General features: G+C 48.0%; 21 protein-coding genes. 10 read left to right on the plus strand and 11 right to left on the minus strand.

The genetic code is table 11. The features are described 5' to 3' along the window. Positions 1 to 99 precede the first annotated feature (99 nt). Genes AAKU61_RS17075 through AAKU61_RS17090 form a run of 4 tightly spaced genes read right to left on the minus strand, consistent with a single transcriptional unit; the run spans position 100 to position 3318 of the window. Positions 100 to 567: a response regulator gene (locus AAKU61_RS17075; protein WP_354334202.1), complete on the minus strand. Its 468-nt coding sequence runs from the start codon at positions 565 to 567 to the stop codon at positions 100 to 102. Further along, the gene (locus tag AAKU61_RS17080) at positions 564 to 2072 is read right to left on the minus strand and encodes a hybrid sensor histidine kinase/response regulator (RefSeq protein ID WP_354334204.1); all 1509 of its coding nucleotides are present in this window, start codon (positions 2070 to 2072) and stop codon (positions 564 to 566) included. Before AAKU61_RS17080 ends, AAKU61_RS17075 begins: the two co-directional genes overlap by 4 nt. 50 nt (positions 2073 to 2122) lie before the next feature. Further along, positions 2123 to 2542, minus strand: a complete 420-nt coding sequence (locus AAKU61_RS17085; protein ID WP_354334205.1) for a CHASE3 domain-containing protein — start codon at positions 2540 to 2542, stop codon at positions 2123 to 2125. Continuing rightward, on the minus strand, positions 2539 to 3318 hold the full coding sequence (locus tag AAKU61_RS17090; RefSeq protein ID WP_354334207.1) for a helix-turn-helix transcriptional regulator: 780 nt from the start codon (positions 3316 to 3318) through the stop codon (positions 2539 to 2541). Before AAKU61_RS17090 ends, AAKU61_RS17085 begins: the two co-directional genes overlap by 4 nt. 134 nt (positions 3319 to 3452) lie before the next feature. Between AAKU61_RS17090 and AAKU61_RS17095 the strand changes: the two genes are divergently transcribed. The 3 genes from AAKU61_RS17095 (at position 3453) to AAKU61_RS17105 (ending at position 5425) form a co-directional block, all read left to right on the plus strand. Next, positions 3453 to 3947, plus strand: a complete 495-nt coding sequence (locus AAKU61_RS17095) for an SgcJ/EcaC family oxidoreductase (RefSeq protein WP_354334209.1) — start codon at positions 3453 to 3455, stop codon at positions 3945 to 3947. A gap of 644 nt (positions 3948 to 4591) precedes the next feature. Beyond that, positions 4592 to 5092 (plus strand): hypothetical protein, encoded by a 501-nt coding sequence (locus AAKU61_RS17100; protein WP_354334211.1) that lies wholly within the window; start codon positions 4592 to 4594, stop codon positions 5090 to 5092. Between the two features lie 93 nt (positions 5093 to 5185). Beyond that, on the plus strand, positions 5186 to 5425 hold the full coding sequence (locus tag AAKU61_RS17105) for a hypothetical protein (protein ID WP_354334213.1): 240 nt from the start codon (positions 5186 to 5188) through the stop codon (positions 5423 to 5425). 628 nt (positions 5426 to 6053) lie between these two features. Here the strand turns inward: AAKU61_RS17105 and AAKU61_RS17110 are convergent. Continuing rightward, positions 6054 to 7892, minus strand: coding sequence for a TonB C-terminal domain-containing protein (locus AAKU61_RS17110; RefSeq protein WP_354334215.1), 1839 nt, complete (start codon positions 7890 to 7892; stop codon positions 6054 to 6056). A 203-nt stretch (positions 7893 to 8095) separates the two neighbouring features. Then, entirely contained in the window at positions 8096 to 10093 is a 1998-nt protein-coding gene (locus AAKU61_RS17115) for a S9 family peptidase (protein ID WP_354334217.1), read from the minus strand. Between the two features lie 817 nt (positions 10094 to 10910). Here AAKU61_RS17115 and AAKU61_RS17120 point away from each other — a divergent pair. Continuing rightward, the gene (locus tag AAKU61_RS17120; RefSeq protein WP_354334219.1) at positions 10911 to 12596 is read left to right on the plus strand and encodes a S1C family serine protease; all 1686 of its coding nucleotides are present in this window, start codon (positions 10911 to 10913) and stop codon (positions 12594 to 12596) included. Between the two features lie 162 nt (positions 12597 to 12758). Here AAKU61_RS17120 and AAKU61_RS17125 read toward each other — a convergent pair whose 3' ends face one another. The 4 genes from AAKU61_RS17125 to tyrS all read right to left on the minus strand — a co-directional run bounded on the left by AAKU61_RS17125 (position 12759) and on the right by tyrS (position 16029). Further along, positions 12759 to 13460: a hypothetical protein gene (locus AAKU61_RS17125; protein ID WP_354334221.1), complete on the minus strand. Its 702-nt coding sequence runs from the start codon at positions 13458 to 13460 to the stop codon at positions 12759 to 12761. Between the two features lie 113 nt (positions 13461 to 13573). Then, the gene (locus tag AAKU61_RS17130) at positions 13574 to 14221 is read right to left on the minus strand and encodes a histidine phosphatase family protein (RefSeq protein WP_354334222.1); all 648 of its coding nucleotides are present in this window, start codon (positions 14219 to 14221) and stop codon (positions 13574 to 13576) included. Positions 14222 to 14243: 22 nt separating this feature from the next. Next, complete coding sequence (gene dtd, locus AAKU61_RS17135) at positions 14244 to 14705, minus strand: D-aminoacyl-tRNA deacylase (protein WP_354334224.1); 462 nt, start codon at positions 14703 to 14705, stop codon at positions 14244 to 14246. 55 nt (positions 14706 to 14760) lie between these two features. Then, entirely contained in the window at positions 14761 to 16029 is a 1269-nt protein-coding gene (gene tyrS, locus AAKU61_RS17140) for a tyrosine--tRNA ligase (RefSeq protein ID WP_354334226.1), read from the minus strand. 287 nt (positions 16030 to 16316) lie between these two features. Between tyrS and AAKU61_RS17145 the strand changes: the two genes are divergently transcribed. The 5 genes from AAKU61_RS17145 (at position 16317) to AAKU61_RS17165 (ending at position 24226) form a co-directional block, all read left to right on the plus strand. After that, positions 16317 to 17684, plus strand: a complete 1368-nt coding sequence (locus AAKU61_RS17145) for a peptidoglycan DD-metalloendopeptidase family protein (protein WP_354334227.1) — start codon at positions 16317 to 16319, stop codon at positions 17682 to 17684. Between the two features lie 136 nt (positions 17685 to 17820). Continuing rightward, on the plus strand, positions 17821 to 18972 hold the full coding sequence (locus AAKU61_RS17150) for an anhydro-N-acetylmuramic acid kinase (RefSeq protein ID WP_354334229.1): 1152 nt from the start codon (positions 17821 to 17823) through the stop codon (positions 18970 to 18972). A 293-nt stretch (positions 18973 to 19265) separates the two neighbouring features. Further along, complete coding sequence (gene alaC / locus AAKU61_RS17155) at positions 19266 to 20510, plus strand: alanine transaminase (protein WP_354334231.1); 1245 nt, start codon at positions 19266 to 19268, stop codon at positions 20508 to 20510. Between the two features lie 149 nt (positions 20511 to 20659). Beyond that, on the plus strand, positions 20660 to 21562 hold the full coding sequence (locus AAKU61_RS17160) for an aldo/keto reductase (RefSeq protein WP_354334233.1): 903 nt from the start codon (positions 20660 to 20662) through the stop codon (positions 21560 to 21562). 282 nt (positions 21563 to 21844) lie between these two features. Further along, a complete protein-coding gene (locus tag AAKU61_RS17165) occupies positions 21845 to 24226 on the plus strand; it encodes a putative bifunctional diguanylate cyclase/phosphodiesterase (RefSeq protein WP_354334235.1) in 2382 nt (793 codons plus the stop codon). A 38-nt stretch (positions 24227 to 24264) separates the two neighbouring features. On the opposite strand, the gene AAKU61_RS17170 is transcribed toward AAKU61_RS17165, so the two are convergent. Further along, entirely contained in the window at positions 24265 to 25155 is an 891-nt protein-coding gene (locus AAKU61_RS17170) for a LysR substrate-binding domain-containing protein (protein WP_354334237.1), read from the minus strand. Positions 25156 to 25532: 377 nt separating this feature from the next. Between AAKU61_RS17170 and AAKU61_RS17175 the strand changes: the two genes are divergently transcribed. After that, positions 25533 to 26084: a cob(I)yrinic acid a,c-diamide adenosyltransferase gene (locus AAKU61_RS17175; protein WP_354334239.1), complete on the plus strand. Its 552-nt coding sequence runs from the start codon at positions 25533 to 25535 to the stop codon at positions 26082 to 26084. Positions 26085 to 26234: the final 150 nt, after the last annotated feature.

The following is a 26234-nucleotide window of genomic DNA, read 5'->3' on the forward strand; positions in this document are numbered from 1 at the left end:
ATGTCACATGTGCCGCTTCAAACAAGAAAACCAATCGCAACAGTGGCCACACCCATGCTCGACTTTACTGGTTTGGGTATTTTGCAAGAAGCTCTCTTATTACCCGTCTTTCCTCGCCCATGTCGGCAAAGGCATTTCTGCTGACGCCAGATTTTTTAAGCGTTTATACAGCAGACAGGTTTCTAATAGATTGCTGATGCGTAGCAGAGTTTCTATCAGATCAAAGGGTTTGGTCAGAAAGTCTTTTGCGCCTAGCGACAAGGCGCGGCACTTGGCCTCTTGCGTGACATCTGCGCTTAACACCATCACGGGGCGAAATTCATCTGGTGGCGTACGTTTGGCCAATTGCTCCAGCACCGCAAAGCCGTCTAAGTCCGGCATCATCAAGTCGAGTAATATCAGATCGGGATCGAAAGCGGTAACCAGATCCAGGGTTCTGCGTGAGTCGGTAGTGCTGACGACATTACTAAATCCTTCGCGTGCCAGCATGTCTTCCAAGACGTTGATATTTTCTATTTTGTCGTCAACGATGAGGATGCGCATTACGAGTAAATCGGTAATATTCATGACAGTAATCGATCCAGAGTCGAAAAAAATAAGCTGACATCAAGTGGTTTAGTTAAGTACGCATTGGCGCCTACGGACATCATGTGCGTTATCGTTGAGGGTAATGCATCTGCGCTCAATATCACTATGGGTGTTCCCTGCATCGCTGGTGTTGCGCGGACAGAGGCGAGTACTTGTTCGCCGTCCATATCTGGCAAATGCAGATCGAGTAAGATCAGATCGGGACGGTGTGATATCACCAATGCCAGGCCTGCAGAACCGGATGAGGCGCTGATCAATGTGATGTTGCTGCGACGTGATAGCAGAATTTCGACCAGTGCCAGATTGGACGATTGGTCTTCTATATATAGCACCGTGCAGCTGCGTAGCAATCTCGGTTGAATAGGAGCCGGTGTTAAGGTCACCGGGTTGATGGCAATGTTGTCTGCGGCCGGTAAATCAATCCAGAACGTGCTGCCCTTTCCGGGGCTGCTGTTCATCTCAATGTCGCCACCCATTGCCCGTACAATTTGGCGCGATACCGCCAAGCCAAGTCCAGTACCTTCGCTGGAACGATGTTCTGCGCCAAGACGGTCAAATGGCGTGAATAAACGTTCTTGTAATTCGGCGGGAATACCTTTGCCCGTATCGCTGACTTGTATCCGTGCTCTGCGTCCTTGGACCAGGACGTGCAGGCTGACACTGCCATTGGGCTCGTTGTACTTGACTGCATTTGACAGCAAGTTGAGCATCACTTGCAACAAGCGTTTGCGGTCGGCCAGAACATAGATTTTTTTAGGCTGGTCTGCTGGATTTATTGGATTTGCTGTGTCGATGTCTTGGTTGAGCTTGATGCTAATGTTGATGCTGGTTTGATCGGCGATCGGTGTGATCAGCGCGACCGCTTCTCGCAGCAAGTTGTCCACCTCAACGGCTTGCAGGTCGATATCAATTAGCCCCGTTTCAATACGGGCGATGTCCAGCACTTCATTGATGAGTGCCAGTAAGTGCCGGCCACCTTTCAGAATATGCGCCACGCTGTCACGCGCTGCTGGTTCTTGCAGATCACGTTCCAATAATTGAGCAAAGCCTAGAATCGCGTTCAATGGCGTGCGTAATTCATGACTGGTGCGCGACAGAAACTCCGTTTTTGCGTGGTTGGCCTGCTCCGCTTCACGATAAGCTTTTTCTGCCTCGGCACTGCGTGTGGCTAGCAAATGACTCGCATGATCCAGTCTGCTAGCGAGTTGTCCAAGCTCATCTGTGGCAGGTTCTGCCGGTACCAGCGGCGCACCACGGGCCAGTCGCTCGGCGTTGTCGGCCAGACGATGCACCCGGCGGACGATACCGGTTGAAAATAACAGCACCGCTAGCAGCGCACCTAACGCTCCGGCGATACCTGCAATGGCAGTGGCAATCATCGCACGCTGATGAACTTGCTCTGCATATTCTTCACGTTGTTGTAGCAACAGCTCCTCGCGCGTACGCATGATGTCGATACTACGACGTAGTTCGTCCAGTACCATTTTGTTTGATACAAGGATAGGAATCAGGGTGGACGAGGGAGTATTGCTGCCTAGCTCAACCAGATGGTGGAGCCCTTCGCTTTTTTTGCGGCTAACGCTGCGACACGTTCAAGCAAAACGACTTGTTGTGGATCACGGATCTGTAGTCGCAGGCGTTGCAGCGGTTTTGGCAGATCGGTTTCTGCGATCCGGTAGGGCTCCAGAAAATTACTTTGCGCCGTCAGCAAATAACCCCGGACACCGGTTGCTGCCTCGGCCAGCAACGTATGCACCTCCTGAATATCATGCTGAATTTGCAGCGTGCGGTGTATGCCTTGTTGCGCTTGCCGGCTTTCAAGACTCATGACATAACCGGATACCAGCGCCGCCAGCAGCACCAGCACCGGTACCGCAATCACCACTAAACCTTTTAAGCGTAGCGGTTGATTTGACCACCACTGTGACATCTTGATTTGTATGCTGTGTTTCATGTCGCTCCCGAATTGCCAAAGCCAAGTTCTACTACACGTGCTGCCACTTGGGTGCGGTCGTTGAGTCCTAATTTATGAATAATTCTCTCGACATGCACCTTGACCGTGCCCGTCGCAATCCCCAGCCGTAAGCCGATGTCGGCATTTGTCAGTCCGTGAGGCAGCAGCACCAGCACTTCACGTTCTCGCGGGGTGAGTTGCTGGGATAAGGCTTTACTCTGCTTGCTACTAGCTTGCAAATTACTTGCTGGTAGAGATTGTGCCGACGATAATGCCAGCGCCAGCATACTGGCCAGCGTAGAGAGTGCTTGTAAGTCAGCCTCAACCGGAACGGGTATGGGTTTGCGATTAACTAATTGCAGAATACCAACCGGGTTGCCCGCAGCACGCAGTGGCAGTAAAAGTTCCAGACTCGCCATCGCTCCGGCGGGCAATAGCATACGGCTCACACTGTTTTGTCGCACCATCAGGTTTGCGTCGGACTTTAGTGCTGCCGCCAGTGTTCCCTGTGCTGAAAAACGCAATCCACCCGGCAGCACATCACCGCGAGACGCCTCAACCCGCAACGCACCATTGTCTGCCACCATGACCGTGCCAGATTCGAACGCACAAAACTCCAGCGCATAGCCCAATATGGCGGGAATAGCTGCGCTATTTGGGGAAGTTGTCAGCACCTGTCCGGCGTCAGATAGCAACCTCAGACGGGCAGTATTGGCTTGCTGATCGCGGTAGTGATTGCGCAAGGCGTGTGCAGTCGGGTGGGGAGTGTTTGGCATACGTAATAGTATATGCCGAGTAGCATACCTTTGCCTATGTCTGCAAGCGGATGTGGCGATTCTATTGCCAAGTCATAGTGTGTCATCGCAATCACAAGCTGCGACACACTTTTAATGACTTTTTGGAGATGTATATGAAATCCCTTGTACTCGCTATTTCACTGTTAGTTGGCTCATCTGCGTTTGCAAAAGACCTACCAAGAGTCTACGGTAACGAGGTAGTCGCGCCTGCCAATGCGGCAGAGCAAGAAATTTCCAAGTTATTTGATCGCTGGAACGCAGCACTCGGTACCGGCAAGCCCGCAGAGGTCGTCAAGCTTTACCACCCGAAGGCTATGTTGCAACCGACCGTATCAAACCAGGTGCGTACTACGCCCGCTGAAATTACTGATTATTTCGAGCATTTTTTGGTGCTCAAGCCAACGGGCGTCATCAACTATCGCCAGATTCGCTTGTTAGATGTAGACTCCGCAATCGATAGCGGCGTCTACACCTTTGATCTGACCAAAGATGGCAAGCACTCCAAAGTACAGGCGCGTTACACCTACGTGTATAAAAAAGTAGGAAACGACTGGCTGATCTTAAATCATCATTCATCCGCCATGCCAGAACAGGTTTCGATAAACTAATCGAAACTAATCAATCAGTTGATGATGCTGATCTGAAAAATCTGGGTTGAACATAACAGGCGTATCAAGGATTACTCCTTCATACGTCTGTTTTTTTCGATGGTTGTAGATGATATGCGGATGATCATGAGCAAACGAGGCGTGCTAACGATGTGATGAAGTCGCAGAAGTATAGCTAGATTCCGCATACCTTAACGGTAGCAAAATGTAATCTCTACAGTTACGATCTTTTGACCTAAAAACAGATTTTCATCTTTGTCAGCAGTGCGGCTGCCCCGGTATTGATGTTGAAGTAAATATACATACTAATAGTTAGTATATTTTAGTTGTCCATGTAATTATTGGTCAATAATGAGATTTCATTAAAAATAATAGGGAGTATATTGTTTTTGTGCCGAATATAGATCGGTAGGCCAAAGAAAACTATCTTCGTTATATCTAGGGGTGATCTGCAAGCATAAGGTTCGCTACAAATCTAGAGAAGTCACCAAAACGATTGCTCCGTTAATGTATTTACCAAGCTCTTTCCGAAAAATATAGTGCGAGCGTCCAACTTTTATAAGTTGTAGTCTCATCATTTGTCGCACTTTACGGTTCGATTTGATTATTAAAAGACATAAGTTATGTCTCATTAGGAAATGACCATGAATAGTGACTTTCAAGAGTCATACAAACAGCATCGCAAAAATGTCGAGGAGTTTTGGGACACGATGAAAGTCGACGAGGAAAGCAAAGCACAATTTATAGCTAATGCGGTTCAAAGTGCGATTGCTAAGAAAGATGAAAACCAAATCGAACTCCTGATCGACGCGACATTTGAGATAAGAAATAGCATTACTCAAGTTGACACGCTTAATCACCTTCTTGTGATAAAGGGGCACCATCGACATCAAGAAATCACCATGGGCATTCAGAAGTTTGCACATCCATCAAGCGTTAGTTTTATAAACGATGTTCTGAATGGCGGTTTCGATCATCTAGATTACAACTGCTCCGACTCAGATGTGATAGCCAAGTGGTTTAGTCATGCTTTGTTTAAAATTGGCACTGAAGAAGCTTTCGACTCAATTAGAAAATTCGCGAATAGCCATGATGAAGGTATTAGGAATGAAATGCAGTATCGTCTCAATAAAATTAAGACATAACAAGGCGATCGATAGGGAATCGCTAATAATGAAAACACTTCCATTTATACCTGTGAAGGCGATCCCTTCATCTCAACGTTAAGCAGTAAACAAATGACCCATGAAAATCCATCTGATGTTCATTTAACGATTACTGCCGATGAGGCTATCGTCCTATTTGAATTTCTCCAACGCTTCAGTAACACAGATAAATTGGTCATCGAAGATCAAGCTGAAGAACGAGCGCTCTGGAACCTTTGCTGTGTTTTCGAAAAAAACTTAGTTGCGCCATTCGATAAAAAATATACAGTGTTGTTGCAGGAAGCACGAGATCGGTTGCGCGATGAATCCTAGTCCTTTGCTTATCATGGCGCTCGACGCAGGAGCTGCGCAATTTGGTCTTTCGATGATCAGAATTTTTTCAACTAATTGCTGTTCGGTTTATGTGCGTCATGCGCAACTCCGTTCAACTCAGCGTTAGGTTTCAACTGAATGCGATCTGGGACACACTTCGAAATTGAGCTAAATGTAGCTAATACTGCCGCTGCGTGTGAAGTAGTTCGCACAAATAATGAAACAGAAGTTTTGTCTTTTGCAAACGAGCACCTTCAACTGAGCACGGAGCTCATTGTCGCTTGTATCGGAGAAGGCGTCGACTTTGGTAATCTAATTATTTGCGTAGATGCGAAAAGTAGCTGTAATTTGCGAGCGCTTGAACATCGTGGCTTCTTCGTTGAAGGAGTGTCAGTAGAGTTGGCGCTGTGTGCATTGGAGTATTGGTTGCCCGCGCAAGCGAGAACACCCAGCCTCGGATGGCAAGACGAATAAAACCTAACATTACAGTCGAAAATGACGCCGTGTTTACATTAACTCTTTGCGCTGGCGGCGATTTGCGGCGCATTTCACTTCTGCGTTAGGATGCATTCCATTCATTCGGGCGAGATGAGTTCAAATGATGAACACGGCTTTAATGAACTCACCGTTATTGCAGGCGGATCGTCACATCAAATATCCATGTACGGCGAATTTCGATCACGTCGTATTGACGCGCCAGGGCAGGCGTGAACGCGGGATAGGGCGCCTGGCTGGCTACGACTTTTCGTATTGCGTCGTCGATAGCGGCGACATCGCTGGAGACGACGAAAGTCACCTTTTCTACGGAGCCATCTGCACGGATTGCTACGGTCACTAATGGCTGGACGTGAGGCTGTTTTACTAATTCACGAACCATATCAAAGGCCATGTTTCTCTCGATTTTCCTGCTCATTGCCTCTGCGTAGAGGACGAGATCGGCGTTTGCATCGGCGCGTCCGAGTAGCCATCCACGACGAAGACTGCTTACTGTGGGCGGCAGCGTGCGTGACGGTTTTTTCAAAGCCGCATCGCGCTGAGCAGCCTCCTCGTTGAGTTGCCGCCCTATGGCGCGCAACCGCTCTTCACGCGTCGCCTCATATTCCGCCCGTTCCTGTTTTGCCTGTTCCTTTTGCAGACTCTCTCGTCGCAAACTCTCTTGCCGGGCAAGTTCCTGACGTTGGGCTGCTGCACCTTCCGTCTCTTTGCGCGCTGCTTCGTTTCTAGCAGTTTGCTCTGTGCGTGCAGCTTCTTGTTGCAGCTGTTCTTGCCGCGCTGTTTCGAGTTGTTTTTGCCTGATCTGATCTTGTCGCTCAGACTCTCTGCGAGCAGTTTCTAGTCGAGCCGCTTCTAGCCGAGCAGTTTCAGCTCGGGCCAGTTCTTTCCGAGCCGCGTCCTGCTGAGCTTGCTCGGTTTGCCTTGCCAATTCTTTTTGTGCTGCTTCTCTTCGCAGTTTTTCTCGCTGTGCAAGTTCGAGACGTTCTGTTTCAAGGCGTTCAGCCTCTTTGCGTGTGGCTTCGTTTCTGGCAGCCTGCTCAGAGCGTGCAGCGTCTTGTCGTAACTGCTCTTGCCGCGCTGCTTCAAGCTGGGCTTGTCTGGTTTGTTCTTGTTGTGCAACTACTTTGCGGCTCGCTTCTAATCTTGATGCATCAGCTCGGGCGAGTTCTTGGCGAACTGCCTCTTGCTGAGCCTGTTCGTTTTTCTTTGTTTGCTCTTTTTGCAGTGTCTCTCGTCGCAATTCCTCCTGCAAGGCAAGTTCCTGACTTTCGACCTTCTGGCGTTCGAGTTCCCGTTGAGCAGCTTCATTTTCAGCGATTTGTGCAGAGCGTGCAGAGTCCTGTCTGACCTGCTCTTGTTGTTTATTTTTTCGCTGAGCGGTCGCTATCAGTTCTGTTTGTTTCAATTGTTCTGTGTTTTGCTCCTCACGCTCAAGTGCTATCCGCTCAGGTTCTCGCTCTTGCGTATCTTGTTTGATCTGTTTTGACGATGCGCTATCCGAATTATCGGGTGAGGGAGTTTTAGTAACTTGAGTCGTCGCAGTTTGCGCTATGGGGGTTATTGGTACTGTAGTTGCTTGCAGATCGGGTTGTTTTTGTGTGGCTATGACCGGCTCCGTATGCGGAGCAGGGACGACTACCGGCGTCATCGCGGGTTCTGGCGGAGGTATCAACACGGGGTTGACCTCGCTATGGTCAACCGCATGATCTGGCATCATGGTTGATGTGGTCGTGCTTGATAAGGCGGGTTTGCCCACATCGGCTGGCGTCGACATGGATAGTTCGTTCGGTGCCGGAGCAGATGTCAATGTTGAGGATTGCGCTGGCTCGAGCAGGATGAGTAAATCATTAGCTCCCAGACGTTTTTCTTTCCAGGGAAAGTTAAAACCGGGAAGCCCGAATGTCTGACCTCCTAAACTAATACTCAACAGCAGGGCGTGAGCTATCAAGGAGAGCAGCAGCGCAGCGCTCAATCGTGAGGGTTCATTCTTAAAGAAAAGATCCGTTCTCAAATGTCAAACCCTTTGCGAAGGCACGGATGAGATTGCTTGGGTTTCTGCCCACTCATATTTGGTTTGTATGAAGCCAACTTATATCGATGTCATGGTCTATGAAAACAGCACTATAGGACTTTGGAGGATAAGGTTCCTGAATCTAGATTCAGGAACCTTTTTGATTACTTAGTTGTTGTCCCTCCAACTGGCATTAAATATTTATCCAAAAACTGCAGAATCTTTTCGCTGGATTCTGCCTGATTTTTCTTTTTGCTAAAACCGTGGCCTTCATCGGCGAAGACGACATACTCCACAGGCACCTTATTCTTTTTCACGGCATCAACGATTTCATCGCTTTCTGCTTTGAGCACACGAGGGTCATTTGCACCTTGAACGACCATGAGTGGTTTGCGGATTTCGTTAGCGTGGAATAGCGGTGAGGTGGCGATCAGAAAATCTTTATCTTTGACCGGATCACCGATTTCGTCATACAAGGCTTTACGCTGTTCTTCCCAGTACGGTGGAATACTTTCTAAAGTGCGTAACCAGTTGCTGACACCAAAAATATCGACCCCGACTTTGAAGGCTTCTGGGCGGAATGCCAGCGCGGCAAGCGTCATATAACCGCCGTAACTGCCGCCCATGATGCCGATGCGTGCCGGGTCGATATAGCCCAGACTAGCGAGGTAGGTTTTGGCTTCGACACAATCCCACAATGGCTCGCGTCCGTGCTTGCGATCGTCGGCGGTATTAAAGCTTTTGCCATAGCCAGAGCTGCCGCGATTGTTGATGCCGAGGACGGCATAACCGTGGTTGACCAGATACTGGATTTGCGAGCTGTAACCGCGCCGGGTCTGGCCGCCAGGGCCGCCGTGTACATACACAATGGCTGGGACTTTGGCATTGGCAGAGGCGCCTTTAGGTTTGTAAAAAATCGAAGGGATGACGGTGCCATCGAAGGACGTAAAGCGAACGACTTCGGCCTCGACGAGATCATCCGGGTTGATTTCTTTATTCAGGCTTTGTGTCAGCTGACGGGTTTGCTTGGTTTTAAAATCATGGACGTATAAGTTATTTGGCGACCGGTCGCCATTCACATAAAACGCCATGAGATTGCCGCTGGCAGAGAACGTCGTGCCGCGCATTTCACCACCTGGTAATTTAGGCAGAGCGACAGGTTTTTCTGCCGCGCCTTCGACTACGCGGATGACGGTACTACCATCTTGATTGACGACACTAATCCGGAAACGTCCGTCTTGTGAAAAGCTGGTACCGGTGATGTCCCAATCTGCTTTTTCATGTTCTTTCGTGATGCCGCTCGTTAGATCATACGTGCGGATAGAGGTAAATTCGCCACCGGCATTGGAGGCATAGAACAGCCGTTTTGATGCGGGATCAAAATTGGCGATGTAATGACCGGCAGCGCCTTGGTGTGGCGTAATCAGTTTAGTCTCACGCGTGACGGTATTGTATAAATAGATATCGCTGTCGGAGGTAGTATTTGTTTTGCCAAGCGCAATCCATTTACCGTCGTCGCTGATGCTATCTGGATTCATGCCAGTTTCCGATTTATAGATCAGGGTACGGGCGTAGGTTTTTGCATCGTATTTATACATGTCGAAGTACTTGGGGTCGCGCTCATTGCTGACAAGATAAAAACCGCTACCGTCATTGATCCATCCAGCAAATTCCGCTTTGAGTTTATCGCCGGGTGTCAGATCTTTTTCCGAACCATCTAACTCGCGTACGTACACATGGTTGTTTTCGTCACCGCCTTTGTCACGGGTGAACAGAATACGGTTGTCGGTATAAAAATAGCTAATCGCGTAGGTGCTGTCGGTGCTCGACTTAGTCAATGCTACCGGTTTGCCGCCTTGCACCGCGATGGTGTATGCATTAAAAATACCGGATTCATTGCTGTTGAATAGTATTTGTTTTTCATCCTTGCTAAACGATGCGCCGTTGATACTGGTGGTCGCCATAAACTGTTCTATCGAGTAGCGCTTATAGTTCTGCGTAGCTTGCCTGGCTTGTTTGCTTGGTTTTTGATCTTTACTGTCTTTGCTATCCTTGCTGGTATCGGCCGCGACCGGTGCTGCATGCAGAGCACTAAAGCCGAAAGCGGCACTGAGCAAAATGCTGAGGGTAGATATTTTTATGGCGTGGCGCATCAATTTCATACGATCTCCTGATTAAGTAGTGTGGACATGTGGTTCAGTAGAATCTGGACAAATTCTTTACTGCGATAGCACTGTAAATGCTGCTTGAAGATTTTTTGGTGATGATGCGACCAACTGCAAAATTCGATGATCGGACAACAAGTATGCAAGGATAGCCAGTGGCTTTCAAGCGATAAGTGATGCTAGTTGATAAATAATAAATTAACAACAGCAGGTTTGGAACATAAAGTTAAGTCAATCCAGTGTGTTCTGCGACTAGGTTCGAGCGGTTTTAATATTCTTAATAGATATCTCTGGTGTGTGTCGTCGAAAGGGCATCGGTTGATTGCTATCTGCTGATAAAACCTAGCATTTAATATACTCCCCTTAATTTTTTATAAATATGCTTAATTGTCCAGATATTGTATGGACAAATTAAATATACTGATAAGGAGTATATTTATATTGCAGGATGTGCTGAACATGTGAAATGCGCTAAAGCCGGCTAATCACATCGTGTAATGGGTGCCATAATTTATGGGCGGGATGTGCAAACATACTCATCAAAACAAAAATACTTTTTGCCGCAAGATATTAGCTGGCTTAAGTTTAAGTCCTACGTGTTGACCTTTAGAATGCTGACCCGTAGTTTTTTGATTCCAGAATAGCCCGCGATTATTCGAGAAATAAATTGTTACGTTTCGGTTCGCAATTGCGCAAAGTTTGAAAGAGGTTTCGTGTATATTGTGTCAATTCACGCAGTCTTTTTTTGCATTTGCTGCGCCGCGTGGTGATGGTATGAATTGTCTTCCGATTGATCCTTTTTATAGTCAAGCACATGATCCAATTTAGAATTTTTCCTTTAGTTAAAAGTCGCACGGTCAGAAGTCGCCTGATGACGGTTTCTGCTGCCTTATCAATTGCGCTTGTGCTGAGTCCGGCGATCAGCAGTTCTGCTTTTGCAGCGGGAGCAGATGTACCGGGTGCTGGAACTGCGCCCATCTCAACCACGCCAACAATCGTTGCGCCAGTAAAGTCGCCTGCTGTGCAATCAGCGGCGCCGTCTACTTTGCCGTCCACGACGGTATTGCCAGCGATGTTGGAGAATTCAGTAGTAAAGATTTTTTCTACGCTGCGTGGACCTGATCCATTTAAGCCATGGAGCAAAGCCGCACCGCAAGAGGTCACCGGATCTGGTGTCGTAATTGAAGGCAAGCGGATTCTGACCAATGCGCATGTAGTTGGCTATGCCAGTCAGGTACAAATCCAGGCGAATCAGTCTGGTGACAAAGTATCTGCCACGGTAGTCGCAATCGCGCGCGGGATTGATCTGGCGATCTTGAAGCTAGATGATGAATCGTTTTTTGATACTCATGCACCCGCAGCGCGTGCTAGCGTTTTACCCGATGTCCGTGATGCCGTATTAGCGTACGGTTATCCGATCGGTGGTAGTTCGCTGTCGATCACTAAAGGCATTGTGTCGCGGATTGAGTTTGTTAATTATGGTTATTCCACAGCAGGTTTGCGCATTCAGATTGATGCTGCAATTAATCCGGGTAACAGCGGTGGTCCGGTCATGGCAGGCGACAAAATGGTAGGGCTGGCATTTAGCGGTATCAATGGTGCGCAAAATATTGGTTACATCATTCCTAACGAAGAGATCGATTTGTTTTTAGCCGACATTGGTGATGGCGTTTATGACGGCAAACCAGCAATGCATGATGATATTCAAACTCTGGAAAATCCAGCGATGCGGATTTTTCTGAAATTAGATAAAACGGTAGAGGGCGCGATTGTGCATCGTCCTGCGCAAAGCGATGCATCTTATCCTTTGAAGGAGTTTGATGTTATTACGCACATCGGCGATTCACCGATTGATAATCAGGCGATGGTTAAACTAGGACCTAATTTGCGGGTGCAATTTCAGTATCGGGTGCAACAACTGGCAAAAAATGGCAAGGTGCCGTTGACAGTCATGCGTAGTGGCAAGCAGCTGAAGATTCAATTGCCCGTAGTTGCTTCGCGCCCATTGCTGATCCCCGATTTAAACGGCGGCTATCCGTCTTATTTTATTTATGGTCCGATTGCATTCTCGCGCGCTACTGCTGAGTTTCTGACATTTATCAGTTCTAATGCAAATGGGTTGAATGCGTTTGCGTTCAATGCAAGCCCATTGGTGACACGTCGGGGTGATGAGCCTGATGCTGCGCGTGAAGAATTAGTCGTCGTTACCGCGCCATTTTTTCCACACAAATTAACGTCGGGTTACAGCAACCGTTTTGGTGCCGTGGTGTATTCCATTAATAACGTGCCAGTGCGCAGCTTGCGTCATTTGGTGACTTTATTACGCGATTTAAAAGATGAGTTTGTGACGATCCACTTTGATCAGCGCGCTGGCGAGACCATGGTGTTGCCTCGTAAAGCTATGGTGGATTCGACAGAATCTATTCTGACAGACAGCGGCATCCGCGCTCAGGCATCGCCGGATATGCTGGCGGTGTGGCAGGGTAAATCGGGTAAATAAATAGACGTCATCGATACGGTCATCTTTTGCTAAGGCATCGCTGTTGCCATTGGAGTAGATGATCGTATCGCTCGTTCTGCTATATTGCAGAGAGTCAGCGCCGTTAGCGTAGTGCAGTTTGTTTAGGATTTTATTAGCGATTGTTGTGGCGTTAGCAGGCGATTACCTGACGAAATGATATAGCGCCATCCACCCGGCTAATAATGCTACGCTGAGTAAAAATAATCCCATTGCGCCGTTCGGTCGCAATACCCCAAGATAAGAAATGGCCACCGTCGCCACGCTTTTTTTTGCACGCCTCATGCCGCGCCAGCGCTGCAAGCCTTTTAAGCCGGACAGCACCAGCGTAAATGTCGCACACGACAGCAAAGTGACGCGGAACACGTTCAGCAAATTGAGTTCGCCCAGCGAGATTTTTTTATAGATCAAACCGATGATCGCCATGCAAATCGCAGCACCGATGGAGATCGCTACGTTCACATACATGGTCTTACGACTGGTGATTGCAGCATCTTCCAGCTCTGCTTTTAGCATCTCCACTTTTTCATTGATCAAGGTGGAAGTCTCATGCTTGATGGCGAGGATGCGCTGATCTAATGCGGCGCCAATTTGTTCGGTAGAATAATCAATCAAGGCTTTAATATCGTCCTTGGTCATGCTGCGCTGGTTGTGAATTTCTTCTGAGAGTACAGCAATATTACGATCAATCTGCGCGCCGGCTTGCTGGATAACTTGGGATAATTCCGTACTCACTTGCTGTATTGAGCGCTCAACTAAAGGCGCTACATTTTGATCAATCAAACGCTCCATCGATTTCTCAAAATCATTGGACGCTTGTTTTAAATTGAGTAAATCTAGGCCCATGGAGTTTCCTTAGTGACTAAGCATTCGCAATGCACATAAATAGCATTGAGTATCTTAAGCCGATTCTGAATTTTTCAAGCTTCAACTCAAGCTGCAACTCTGATGCAATCTCGTTAAATTTCGTCAGTGAGATCATGATTCAGATGTTCAATCTCACCCCATGAGATCAATTGCAAACCGTTTGCCAGCGTCGGGTCGTATCGAAAGCGGTTAATACTGGCGTTATATAAAGTGACTTCGCGCGGCGCATCTAGTGGCAGATTTTTAGCGGCGCGATAGGCGCATTCGAGTACGCCACCATGCGCCACCAAAGCGATTTTTTGTCCTTCAAATTGTTTCGCATAATGCAGGATATGTATCATGACCCGCGTGTGGAACTGACGTATGGTTTCTCCCTGATTTTCTCCGGGTGGAAACGGTGCATCAGGATCACGTGCTTGCCAGACCGCGTAAGCCTCCGGAAAGCGCAGTGGCAGATCGCTGTACAACAAACCTTCAAAGCCGCCAAAGCAGCGTTCGCGCAGACCAGCATCAATACGTGTGCTGATACCTTGCAGACGAGCGATTTCTCCGGCGGTTTGCACTGCACGTTGCAGATCGCTGGAAATAATGGCATCCAGTTTTTCATTTTGTAATTCCGCAGCAAGAGCTTTTGCCTGCCGCGTACCCTCTGCATTGACCGGAACGTCTAAGTGGCCTTGTAGTTTGCGGATCGCATTCCAGGCGGTTTCGCCGTGGCGGATCAAGAGAATATCGGTCATAAATAACGCTTCTGAATGTTGACTATACAGCGGGCTTCTTGGTTTGCAGCCAGAAAGTGACAGGGCCATCATTGGTCAGCGAGACCTTCATATCGGCGCCGAACTGTCCGGTAGCGACTTTGGCAATCTGGCTATGTTTGGTGCTGGCTTGAGTGACAAAGTAGTCAAATAATCTGCGACCATCTTCTGGCGATGCGGCCGGAGTAAACGAGGGGCGCGTACCAGAATAGGTATCGGCCGCTAATGTAAATTGTGGCACCAGCAGCAAGTCCCCTGCGGTATCGGTCAAGCTTAAATTCATCTTGCCAGCAGTATCTGAAAACACACGGTAGGCCAGTAATTTTTTAAGCAAGGCATCGGCTTGTGCTTCGCTGTCACCGCGTTCTGCGCACAACAACACCAGCAAACCTGCGCCAATCGAGCCTATGGTGTTGCCATCAACGACAACACTGGCATGACTAACGCGTTGTAGCAATGCGATCATGTTGTCGTTTTTTGATAGATGCGGTGAAGATGCCGGAAGTAATCAATACCGCAGATCATGCCGACAAAGTGATTTTGGCAAATTTACGTTTACCCACCTGCAGCACAAAGGTACCCGCCTCAATTTTGACGGCTTTGTCGCTGACAACTGCGCCATCCAGACGCACGCCGCCCTGATCTATCATACGCATCGCATCGGAGGTGGAGGGGCAGAGATTCGCTTGCTTCAATAGTTGTGCGATCGCAATCGGTGCGCCGCTGAGTGCGATTTCTGGCACATCGTCGGGAATGCCACCTTTGGAGCGGTTGACGAAGTCCGTCAGCGCGTCGTCTGCGGCCTGCTTATTATGGAAGCGCGCGACAATTTCTTGCGCAATCGCGACTTTAATATCGCGTGGGTTTTGTCCCTCGGCGACTGCTTTTTTATGGGCTGCAATTTGCTCCATTGAGCAGAACGACAATAATTCGTAATAGCGCCACATCATGATGTCAGAAATGCTCATGATTTTGGCGAACATCGTGTTGGCAGGTTCGGTGATGGCGATGTAATTATTTTTGGATTTCGACATTTTTTCTATGCCATCCAAACCCTCTAATAGAGGCATGGTCAAAATACATTGCTGCTCTTGTCCATAATCTTTTTGCAATTCACGACCAACTAATAAGTTGAATTTTTGGTCAGTGCCACCAAGTTCCAAATCGGAGCGCAACGCCACAGAATCATAACCCTGCATCAGCGGGTATAAAAATTCATGCACCGAAATGGGCGTTCCTGCTTTAAAACGTTTTGTGAAATCGTCACGTTCCATCATCCGCGCTACGGTGTATTTTGATGACAATTCAATCATGCCACGTGCACCTAGCGGATCTGACCATTCAGAGTTGTAACGGATCTCTGTTTTGCTCGCATCCAGCACGAGACTGGCTTGCTTAAAGTAAGTCTGGGCGTTTGCTTCGATTTGTTCACGGGTCAACGGTGGGCGCGTCGCATTGCGTCCAGAAGGGTCGCCGATCATCGACGTAAAATCGCCGATCAAAAATATGACGGTGTGGCCTAAATCTTGCAACTGCCGCATCTTATTCAACACAACAGTATGTCCCAGGTGCAAATCTGGTGCGGTTGGGTCAAGGCCAAGTTTGATGCGTAAAGGCTTGCCAGTTTGTTCACTACGAGCTAATTTTTGCGCAAATTCGGATTCGATTAACAGTTCATCCGCACCGCGCTTAGCAACTGCCAGCGCATGTTGTACGGCATCTGATAGTGGTAAGGCCGTGGATGATGTTGCAGATTTTGAAGAATGAGAGGGAGTTTGTATGGAGGTCATTATGATTTTATCTACATCAGTTTTTTGTAACACCGCTAGCCGATCGAGTGGTCTGCACCCATAATCAGTTTTTTTCGCAAGGTAGCTTTGCTATAATCCAGCGAGATTTTTTCGTGCATTCAGCCTCGGGCACTATACGAAAATGGTATGAAAATGAGACGGAACGATAGTCAGTAATTGGTATTAGGAATTACTTTTTATATCGTTCCGCATTGAACGTTTTATCGTTCCTGCACTCAATTCTTTATATCAATTTATTACTCAATATATTAATTTTAACTTATTGCATGCGTCTATCAGATAAATTCCATCAATTAACTTCTGGCAGCAGGTTGTTATTCGGAACTACGCGTACTTCGCGAATTGTTTCGTTTTGCGGTTTGTTTTTTGCAGTGTGTGCTTTTGGCGCAGTCGGTGTTGCACCGATGGCACCGGATGCCTCCGATTTGCCAGTCAAGAAAATCACTCAGCAATTAGATTTGCCTAAATTAGATGAGCAAGTTGCTGCCCTAGAAGAGAACGAACAGCATTTTATCCGCGAAGAAAAAGTCTTACGTGGTGATAGTTTGGGTTCTTTGTTATTGCGCTTAGGCGTTGAGGATGATGAGGCGACTAAATTCATTAAAACTGACGCGGTTGCCCGTTCTGTGATGCAGTTGCGTACTGGTAAATCTATTCGTGCTCAGACCAATGACGAAGGCGAGCTGGAATGGCTGCAAGCGACCATGGTCGACAGCAACGATAAGCCAGTTCACAACATCACCATCACCCGCGATGCAGCTGGTAAATTGATCTCTATCGATGCGACTGCCAAGTTAGAAAAACGAGTAGAGATGCGCTCTGGCGATATCCGTTCGACCTTGTTTGCCGCCACCGATGATGCACAAATCCCTGACAATATTGCGACCCAAATCGTCAGTATGTTTGAGACCAATGTGGATTTCCGTTACCTGCAACGCGGCGACCATTTTAACGTTGTGTATGAAAGCTTTTGGCAGAATGGTGAGTTCATCCGAACTGGTCGCGTGTTAGCTGGCGAATTCAGCAACTCCGGTAAGTTATTCCAATCCGTCTGGTTTGATGAGGCGGGTGGCGCAGGCGGTTACTATAGTTTTGATGGTAAATCCCTCAAGAAAGCATTCTTAAAATCACCGTTGGAATTTACCCGTATTTCTTCTGGCTTTGCGATGCGCTTGCATCCTATTTCTGGTCAATGGAAAGCGCATAAAGGCGTGGACTTTGCTGCTGTGGTCGGTACACCTGTCCGTGCATCCGGTGACGGCGTAGTGGAGACAGCAGGCATGAGCGGTGGTTACGGTAATTTGGTCGTTATCAAGCACTGGTCTAATTACAGCACGGCGTATGCACACATGAGCCGTTTTGCAGCTGGCATCCATAAAGGTAGCAAAGTCAGTCAAGGTGAAGTGATCGGGTATGTGGGCACCACTGGCTGGTCAACTGGTCCGCATTTGCACTATGAATTCCGGGTGAATAACGAAGCACGTGATCCTATGTCGGTGAGTGTGCCTAACGCACCGCCACTCGCCGGAAACGACTTGCCGCGCTTTAAATCTGTGGCGGACGATATGGCGCATCGCTTTGCCTTGTTGCGCCCACAAGGATCACCAACAACAATGAGACTCGCATCGAAGTAAATCTTCAGGAAGTTGCGAGCAGATCTACAAGTACAATAGAAGGCTGAACTCCATGTTCAGCCTTTTTTTTCAGCCTGATAAATAATCTGCTATAAAGCGTCGGTGTCGATGCCTGAATTTAACTTTGCTCCCCGCCATGAAAAATCTCACTAATAACTTGTATATCGGTTTAATGTCAGGCACCAGTCTGGACGGCGTAGATGGTGTTCTGGTTGTATTGCCAGAACACACAGACCCTGCGCAAGCCAACACCATGCAATTGCTGGCGAGTGCTTATATTCCGTTTGCAGACACCTTACGGGCTGATGTAATGGCATTGCAGCAGTCAGGTGCAGATGAAATTCATCGAGAGGCTTTGGCCGCTAATATGCTGGTCATACAATACGCTGCCTGTGTTAATGCCTTGCTTGAAAAAGTGACGTCAGTTGATCAGCATAGCGTGCGTGCCATCGGCGTGCATGGCCAGACCATACGGCATCGTCCAGAGTTAGGCTATACGCGCCAGACCAATAATCCTGCGTTGCTGGCAGAGTTGTCTGGCATCGATGTGATCGCTGATTTTCGTAGTCGTGATGTCGCGGCGGGAGGGCAGGGCGCACCGTTGGTGCCGGCATTTCATCGCGCGATTTTTGGCCAGGCTGGCGTATGTCGGGTCGTCGCCAATATCGGCGGCATCAGTAATATCAGTATCTTGCGAGCAGATGGTTCGACTACCGGTTTTGACACGGGTCCTGGCAATGTGTTGATGGATGCCTGGATCGCGCAGCATCATGCTAAACCGTATGATGAAAATGGTGCCTGGGCGGCGCAGGGGCAAGTGCATACCGGATTGTTGGCTGCATTGTGCGATGAGGCATTTTTACAGACGGCTCCACCAAAAAGTACGGGGCGTGATTTATTTAGTCCCGACTGGTTGAATCAAAAATTACAGTTGTCAGCGTTTGCGGATATCTCGGCGGTAGACGTACAGACGACGCTGTGTGCGTTCACTGCGACGACTCTGGTTGACGCTATCTTAAATTATGCAGCCGATGTTGCTGGCATCTATATCTGCGGTGGTGGGGCTTATAACCAATGTCTGATGCAACATATTGAGTCGACATTGCGTCGCAAGGGATCGCAGTCAACCGTCGCAAGCACTGAGGATCTGGGAGTTTCGCCACATCATGTTGAAGCCCTGGCCTTTGCTTGGCTGGCACAACAATTTGTTGATCGCTCGGCGGGTAATTTGCCCGAAGTAACTGGCGCAAAAGGTTTGCGGATTCTTGGCGCTTTATATCCCGCTTAGCGCGATTGCTTGGACTTTTGCACTGCCAAATTGCATATACTCCCCCTATTTTTTATAAAAAATGCCTTATTGTCTAAGTATTATATGGACAATAAAATATACATATCGGGAGTATATTTATTCGTTATGTGCGGATAAATTCGAAATGAGACATTTTGCGCTAGCCATTTCCCCTACTTTTTCTGATCGAATAAAAATCATTGCGCGATTCAGAGGCGCTGGTTATGATCGTTCATGAAGCACACGCTTCAACGTCGCTCGGACGGATCCGGGCGCTTACGTGAAAATACATCATGACCATTATTGCTAGCACTACTCCGCCGGGCCGGGGTGATACGACACCAAGCCGCAGTTATACTTTCTCCCGCATTAATCGCCTTCCACCGTATGTCTTCAATATTACCGCCGAGCTAAAAATGGCGGCGCGCCGTCGTGGCGAGGATATTATCGATATGTCGATGGGCAATCCTGATGGCGCGACTCCACCCCACATCGTTGCCAAATTGGTTGAGGTCGCACAACGACCTGATACGCATGGCTATTCCGCTTCCAAAGGTATTCCACGCTTACGTCGCGCGATTGCACATTGGTATAAATCCCGCTATGACGTTGACCTAAATCCTGACACCGAGGCGATTGTCACCATCGGTTCTAAAGAAGGTCTTGCGCATCTGATGCTGGCAACGCTAGACAAGGGTGACACTGTGCTGGTACCCAATCCCAGTTACCCGATTCATATTTATGGCGCGGTGATCGCAGGTGCGGATATCCGTTCAATACGCATGAGTCCGGGCGTGGATTTTTTTGCCGAACTGGAACGTGCTATCCGCGAGAGTTATCCAAAACCGAAAATGATGATCTTTGGCTTCCCTTCCAACCCGACAGCGCAATGCGTAGAGTTGGAATTTTTTGAGCGCGTCGTCAAACTGGCGAAAGAACATAACATCCTGGTGGTCCATGATCTGGCGTATGCCGACATCGTTTTTGATGGATGGAAAGCGCCCTCAATTATGCAGGTGCCGGGTGCGCGTGATGTTGCTGTTGAATTTTTTACGCTATCTAAAAGCTATAACATGGCAGGCTGGCGAATCGGATTTATGGTGGGTAATAAAGAGCTGGTATCGGCTTTGGCAAGGATAAAAAGCTATCACGATTACGGCAGTTTTACGCCGGTACAAGTAGCGGCGATTGCGGCGCTGGAAGGTGATCAAACTTGCGTCAGCGAGATACGCGACAAGTATCAGCGTCGTCGTGATGTCTTGGTAAAAGGCTTGCACGAGCTGGGCTGGATGGTCGATATTCCGAAAGCATCGATGTATATCTGGGCACATATTCCGCCAGCTTATCGTCAACTGGGCTCGCTAGAATTTGCTAAGCAAGTTCTTGAAAAGGCTAAACTTTGCGTGTCACCTGGTATCGGTTTTGGTGAGTATGGCGACGAATATGTACGCTTTGCCCTGATTGAAAATGAAGCACGGATTCGCCAGGCTTTACGTGGTCTGAAGACGATGTTTCGCGATGATGGTGTAGAAGCATAAGCGCAGTATCAAAGCGAGTTCACGCTGGCAAAGAACGTCATTGTTACGTTCTTTGCGTTTCTGAAATAATAGATTCTTTGCGCCGCTGACTGAGTTAGTTTTTGTGGTTGAATAAAGTTCTCCCTTCCCTTTTATTTTTTAAAGATTTTATGTCCACACCACGTATTCGTCTTGCCTCTTCCGGCCCAGAGTTTTCTCGTATTGCACTAGGTTTATGGCGTCTGGCAGATTGGGCGATGACGCCACAGCAAAGACTGCGCTTTATTGAGCAGGCTCTGGAATCAGGAATTACCACCACCGACCATGCCGATATTTATGGCAATTATCAATGCGAACAATTATTCGGTGAGGCGCTGGCATTGGCACCGCAGTTACGTCATAAAATCGAGATCGTCAGCAAGTGCGGCATCAAGCTGGTGTCTGATCAGCGGCCTGCGCATCAACTTCAGCATTACGACACCAGCCGTGAACACATCATTGCGTCGGCCGAGAATTCCTTACGCAACATGAGGATTGATTATCTGGATTTGCTGCTGATACACAGACCCGATCCTTTGATGAATGTAGATGAAATGGCGGAAGCGTTTCAGCAATTGCAGCAGAGTGGTAAGGTCAAATATTTTGGTGTGTCCAACTTCACGCCATCGCAATTTGAATTGCTGGCATCCCGTTTTCCGCTGGTGACTAACCAAGTGGAGTTGTCGGCCCTGCATTTGCCGCCATTACACGATGGTACGCTGGACCAGTGTCAGCGCTTAGGGATTGCGCCGATGATCTGGTCCGCACTAGCGGGAGGTCGTTTATTGCAAGATGATAGCGAGCGTGGTTTGAGGGTAAGCGCGGCGCTGAAAGTCATCGCGGATCAGTTGGATGTATCGATGTCTACTGTCGCAATTGCCTGGATTTTGCGACATCCGTCTAAGCCTGTTGTATTAACTGGCACGGGACGTATTGCCGCCGTGCGTGAAGCTGTTGCTGCTTGTAGTATCATTTTAAGCCGCGAGCAATGGTTTTCTGTGTGGTGTGCATCTGCGGGTAAAAACGTTGATTGATTGCGACATCCTTGTTCTACGCAAATTTTGTAGGGTGCGACAGTTGCTTGTTGGTGGCCTTTAATTCGTAGCCTTTAATTGCTAGCCTTAATCGATAGCAACCGATACCAAGCCCTAGTCAGAAAGCATGATCTTCAGAAATTTATGGCGTCAGAACAAACACGACCGTAATGTAAATTCTGGCTAAAGATGGAAGTGTTAAGTTTTTAAGAGTATAAATAACAACTTACTTATCAGTTTTCTTGAAAATAGTCTTTACCCTTTTTTAATCGGATGGGCAGCTTGACGACTTTCTTCCAATGGATACGCCGTAATATACATAAGCCTAAACTGGGGCAGGCTGACATACAACAATGGCGGGCAGAAGTGTTATCTGCCATTTTGTTTATGGGGCTTGTGCTGGGATCTGTTACGGCTATTCCCAGTATGGCTCTTGCGATTAAGCAAGGTCTCTGGTCGGTCGTCAGCATTGATCTTATTGCTTTGACCTGGCTCGGTTGTTTGTGGCGCTTGCCACAACTACCTTTCAAATTTCGCGCCTGGAACTTACTCATACTGCTGTATCTGTTGGGCGTTTGGTTCTTGATTAAAGTAGGGCCCGTCAGCCAGATTTATTTGACAGCTTTCCCTGTCATGACGGCGTTGCTGATTGGTTTTCGTCCTGCAATCATTGCTTTGGTCGTTAATGCAGTGACTTTGCTTGGGCTCGGTTATCTTGCCAACGCCAGCATTCACATTGATCATTTAAGCGACCAGCCATTAATACAATGGATTGTCATCACACTCAATTTCACATTTATCAGTTCCATCATTACGGTGTCGTGCGGTGTACTTTTGCAACGCCTGGAACAGTCTTTGATCGAGCAACTTGCGATAGCGACTTCGCTGACGGAGCAGCAAGCTAGTTTACATACCGCGAATGAAGCTCTGAGGCTAAACGCTGTTGCATTAGCACGTCTGAATGACATAGTGCTGATTTTGGAAGTTGTTTCTGACTCAAGCAGTCAGAACCAGATTGTTTTTGCGAACGATGCTTTTGAGCGAAAAACTGGTTATCACTTGTCGGAAATAATGGGTAAAACTACGCAAATGTTGCATGGTGTGAATACTCAATTTGATGAGCTTGATCGCATCACCGCAGCACTTGATCGTGGTGAGACTGTGCATACAGAGCTGATTAACTATACGAAATTGGGTGGAGAATTTTGGGTCGAGATTGATATTGTTCCAATCTCAGATGAACGGAAAAAAATCACCCATTGGGTTGCTGTTGAGCGAGATATCACTGATCGGAAAAATGCAGAAGAACATATTTATCGGCTCGCCTATTTTGATGTACTGACAGGTCTGCCGAATCGTCGTTTGCTGGTGGATCGTCTGGATATTTTGTTAGCGACCGCACGCCGCACCGGGTTGAATAGCGCAGTGTTATTTATTGATCTGGATCATTTTAAAAACATCAACGATGCCCGCGGACATGCGGTTGGTGATTCATTATTGTTGCATGTGACGCAGCGTCTTAAAACCTTATTACGCGAGGTCGATACTGTCGCGCGTATCGGTGGCGACGAATTTGTTGTACTGATTTCGAATATTTCAAATGATATTAATGTCGGTGCATTATCTGCCTTGGCCGTTGCCGAAAAAATCCGCAGTGCGATCGCCTTACCGTTTGAGATCGACGGGCAAACTTATAACTCTGGTTGCAGTATCGGCGTGACGTTGCTTCCAAAACCAGATCAAGACACTAACGACTTATTGCGCGAAGCAGATACCGCAATGCATCGTGCTAAAGCGGGCGGACGTAATCAGATTGCCTTTTTCGAATCCGCTATGCAGGCAGAAGTTGAGCAGCGTTTAATCTTAGAACACGATCTGGTTCTAGCATTAAGCGAGGGGCAGTTACAGATGGTCATGCAAGCACAAGTCAATCATCAGGGGCAGCCAGAGGGGGCAGAATTGCTGATGCGTTGGACGCATCCGCAGCGTGGTCCGATTTCTCCTGCGGTATTTATTCCCGTTGCTGAAGAATGCGGCATGATCGTGCAATTGGGTGACTGGGCGTTGCGGCAGGGTTGCCTCGCTTTAATCCGATTAGAGCAAGCAGGATGGCCGCTTTCTCTCTCGATTAACGTCAGTCCAAAACAATTCCGGCAAGCTAATTTTGTTGAAAAGGTCGCGTCGGTCTTAATGCAGACCGGTGCGCCAGCATCACGTTTAATTCTAGAAGTAACAGAAGGTTTGCTGATCAATAATATGCAAGAAACCATAGAGCGTATGCACGCCCTGACTAAGATGGGCATCCGTTTTTCTATTGACGATTTTGGTACCGGTTATTCCAGTCTTGCTTATCTCAAAAAAATGCCTTTGTATGAGCTGAAAATTGATCGTAGCTTTGTACAAGACATGCCCGCCGATCCGAACGACACTGCGATTGTGCAATCGATTTTGTCGATGGCAAATCACTTGGGTTTGCGGGTGGTGGCGGAGGGTGTGGAGACCAAAGAACAGGCCGACTTTTTAATCGCTAGCGGTTGTGCAACCTTGCAAGGATTTTTATACAGCCGCCCGACTGCAATTGAGACCTGGCTGACGCAGCAAGAAGAGAAAGCACAGGGCGAACTGAAGGCATTGAACGCACCGAATCTACCCAATGCACCTTAAGCATCCGCATATACGAGTAAATCTAGGGATGTCAGTATTTATATCGTATTCAAATAGGTCTGCTGCATCCAGTCGATAAATACTTGCACTTCCGGCCGCATAATTGCCTGTGCTTCATGCACCAGATAATACGCATGCGGTGGCGTCGCTAGTTGCGTGTCGAACAGGCGCACGACTTCTCCCTGCTCGATTAATTCCTGCGCAAAATGCTGACGCGTCAGGCCTACACCGTGACCATGTTTAATCGCTTCTAACAGCAGACCAAGATCGTCAATGCGCAAGCCTGTGGTAGGTTCCGCCCAATCTAGCTTTGCTACTTCAAACCATGGTTGCCAAGGTTCTAATGCTGAACGTAATAAGCTCGCGTGACGCAAATCGCTGGGTTGCAACAGCGGCGGTATGGTTTGCAGATAAGCTGGGCTGGCGACGGCAAACGATGGCTCGACGAATAATTTTTTAGTCACGAGATTCGGATATTCGCCCGCACCAAACCGTATTTCAACATCGCTCTCTGACAAGCTTAAATCGTATAGTGGTACAAATAAAAAAATCTCAATTTCAATTTCGGGATGCGCTTTGGTAAAGCTGGCTAAACGCGGCATAAACATGTAGCGCGCAAACGTCGGCGGCAAGGTGATTTTGACGCGTAACTGATTCTGCGTTGTTTTATTCGGTAATGGGAAGTCGGACAAAGTACGCAAAGCGACCCGCACCACATCCAGATAACGCCGGCCAAATTCGGTCAGTGTGACACTCCGTCCTTCACGCACAAAAACTCGTTCACATAAATGTTCTTCCAGCAAACGAATGCGGTGCGATAAAGCCGAAGGGGTAATACAAAGCTCTTCGGCAGCAACTGCAAATGAGGCATGACGAGCGGCTGCCTCAAAAGCAGACAGAGCGTGTACTGGAGGTAATCTTGTTGCCATTGTTTTTCCGAATTGTATGCATTGGCAGGCGAGAAATTCTCCTGCCTGAGGAGATAGGCTAGCTTTGCTTCATCATGATCCCAGATTTTCCATTAGACCGCTATCACTCCTTATCAATGCAGGTGTGGTATGAGGCGTTTAGGGAAATAACAACACTGCGATATGAGTGCAAGCGCTACAACGACAATTGCACCTTTGGCGAACTGCCTGGCGTTGTTGCTCCTCCTAGCAAGATGCAGCTTGCGTCGTCGTCACGTCTAGCCAGGCAGTCCGCCAAAGGCACACTTGTCGCTGTTCTAACGGAAAATCTGGGATGATGCGTTCTTTGATTTTTTGCCGTATCCTCCTGACATCATTCACTTAATAAATTTTTTGCTATGGGTAATCGACTTTCAAAAATTGCCACCCGCACGGGTGACGCTGGTACGACAGGTTTGGGCGATGGTAGCCGTGTTGATAAGGACGCTTTACGCGTACATGCGATGGGCGATGTGGACGAGCTTAATTCGCAAATTGGTGTGTTGTTGTGCGAAGATATTCCGCCGCAAATGCAGCGTGAATTGGTGTCGATCCAACATGATCTGTTTGATATGGGAGGGGAGCTATGTATCCCCGGTTACACCATGATCACCGATGCACAAGTAGCGCGCTTAGATACCTTATTGGCGCACTACAATGCCGATCTGGAGCCGCTGAAGGATTTTATTTTGCCAGGTGGATCACGTGCCGCAGCGGTTGCGCATGTTTGCCGCACCGTGTGCCGCCGCGCTGAGCGAGCTATTGTTAGTGTTGGTAAAGCCGAGGCAATTAATGATCAACCACGACAATATATGAATCGTCTGTCTGATCTGATGTTCGTTTTGTCGCGTGTGTTAAATCGGTATGCTGGCGGTAGTGATGTGTTGTGGGAGAAAGAGCGCGAGCGTTGATCAAGCTCGGTTTAAGTGTTTTGACTGCGGCTGTGTAAGTATTAATTGCCCTCCGTCCAAATTGAAAAACACCCGAGGTTAATAAAAACCTCGGGTGTTTTTTATGCGTTATGAATCGTGCATGAATTGTGCATGAATTATGCATTAATC

This window comes from Undibacterium sp. GrIS 1.2, from assembly GCF_040544435.1.
Lineage (GTDB): Bacteria > Pseudomonadota > Gammaproteobacteria > Burkholderiales > Burkholderiaceae_D > Undibacterium.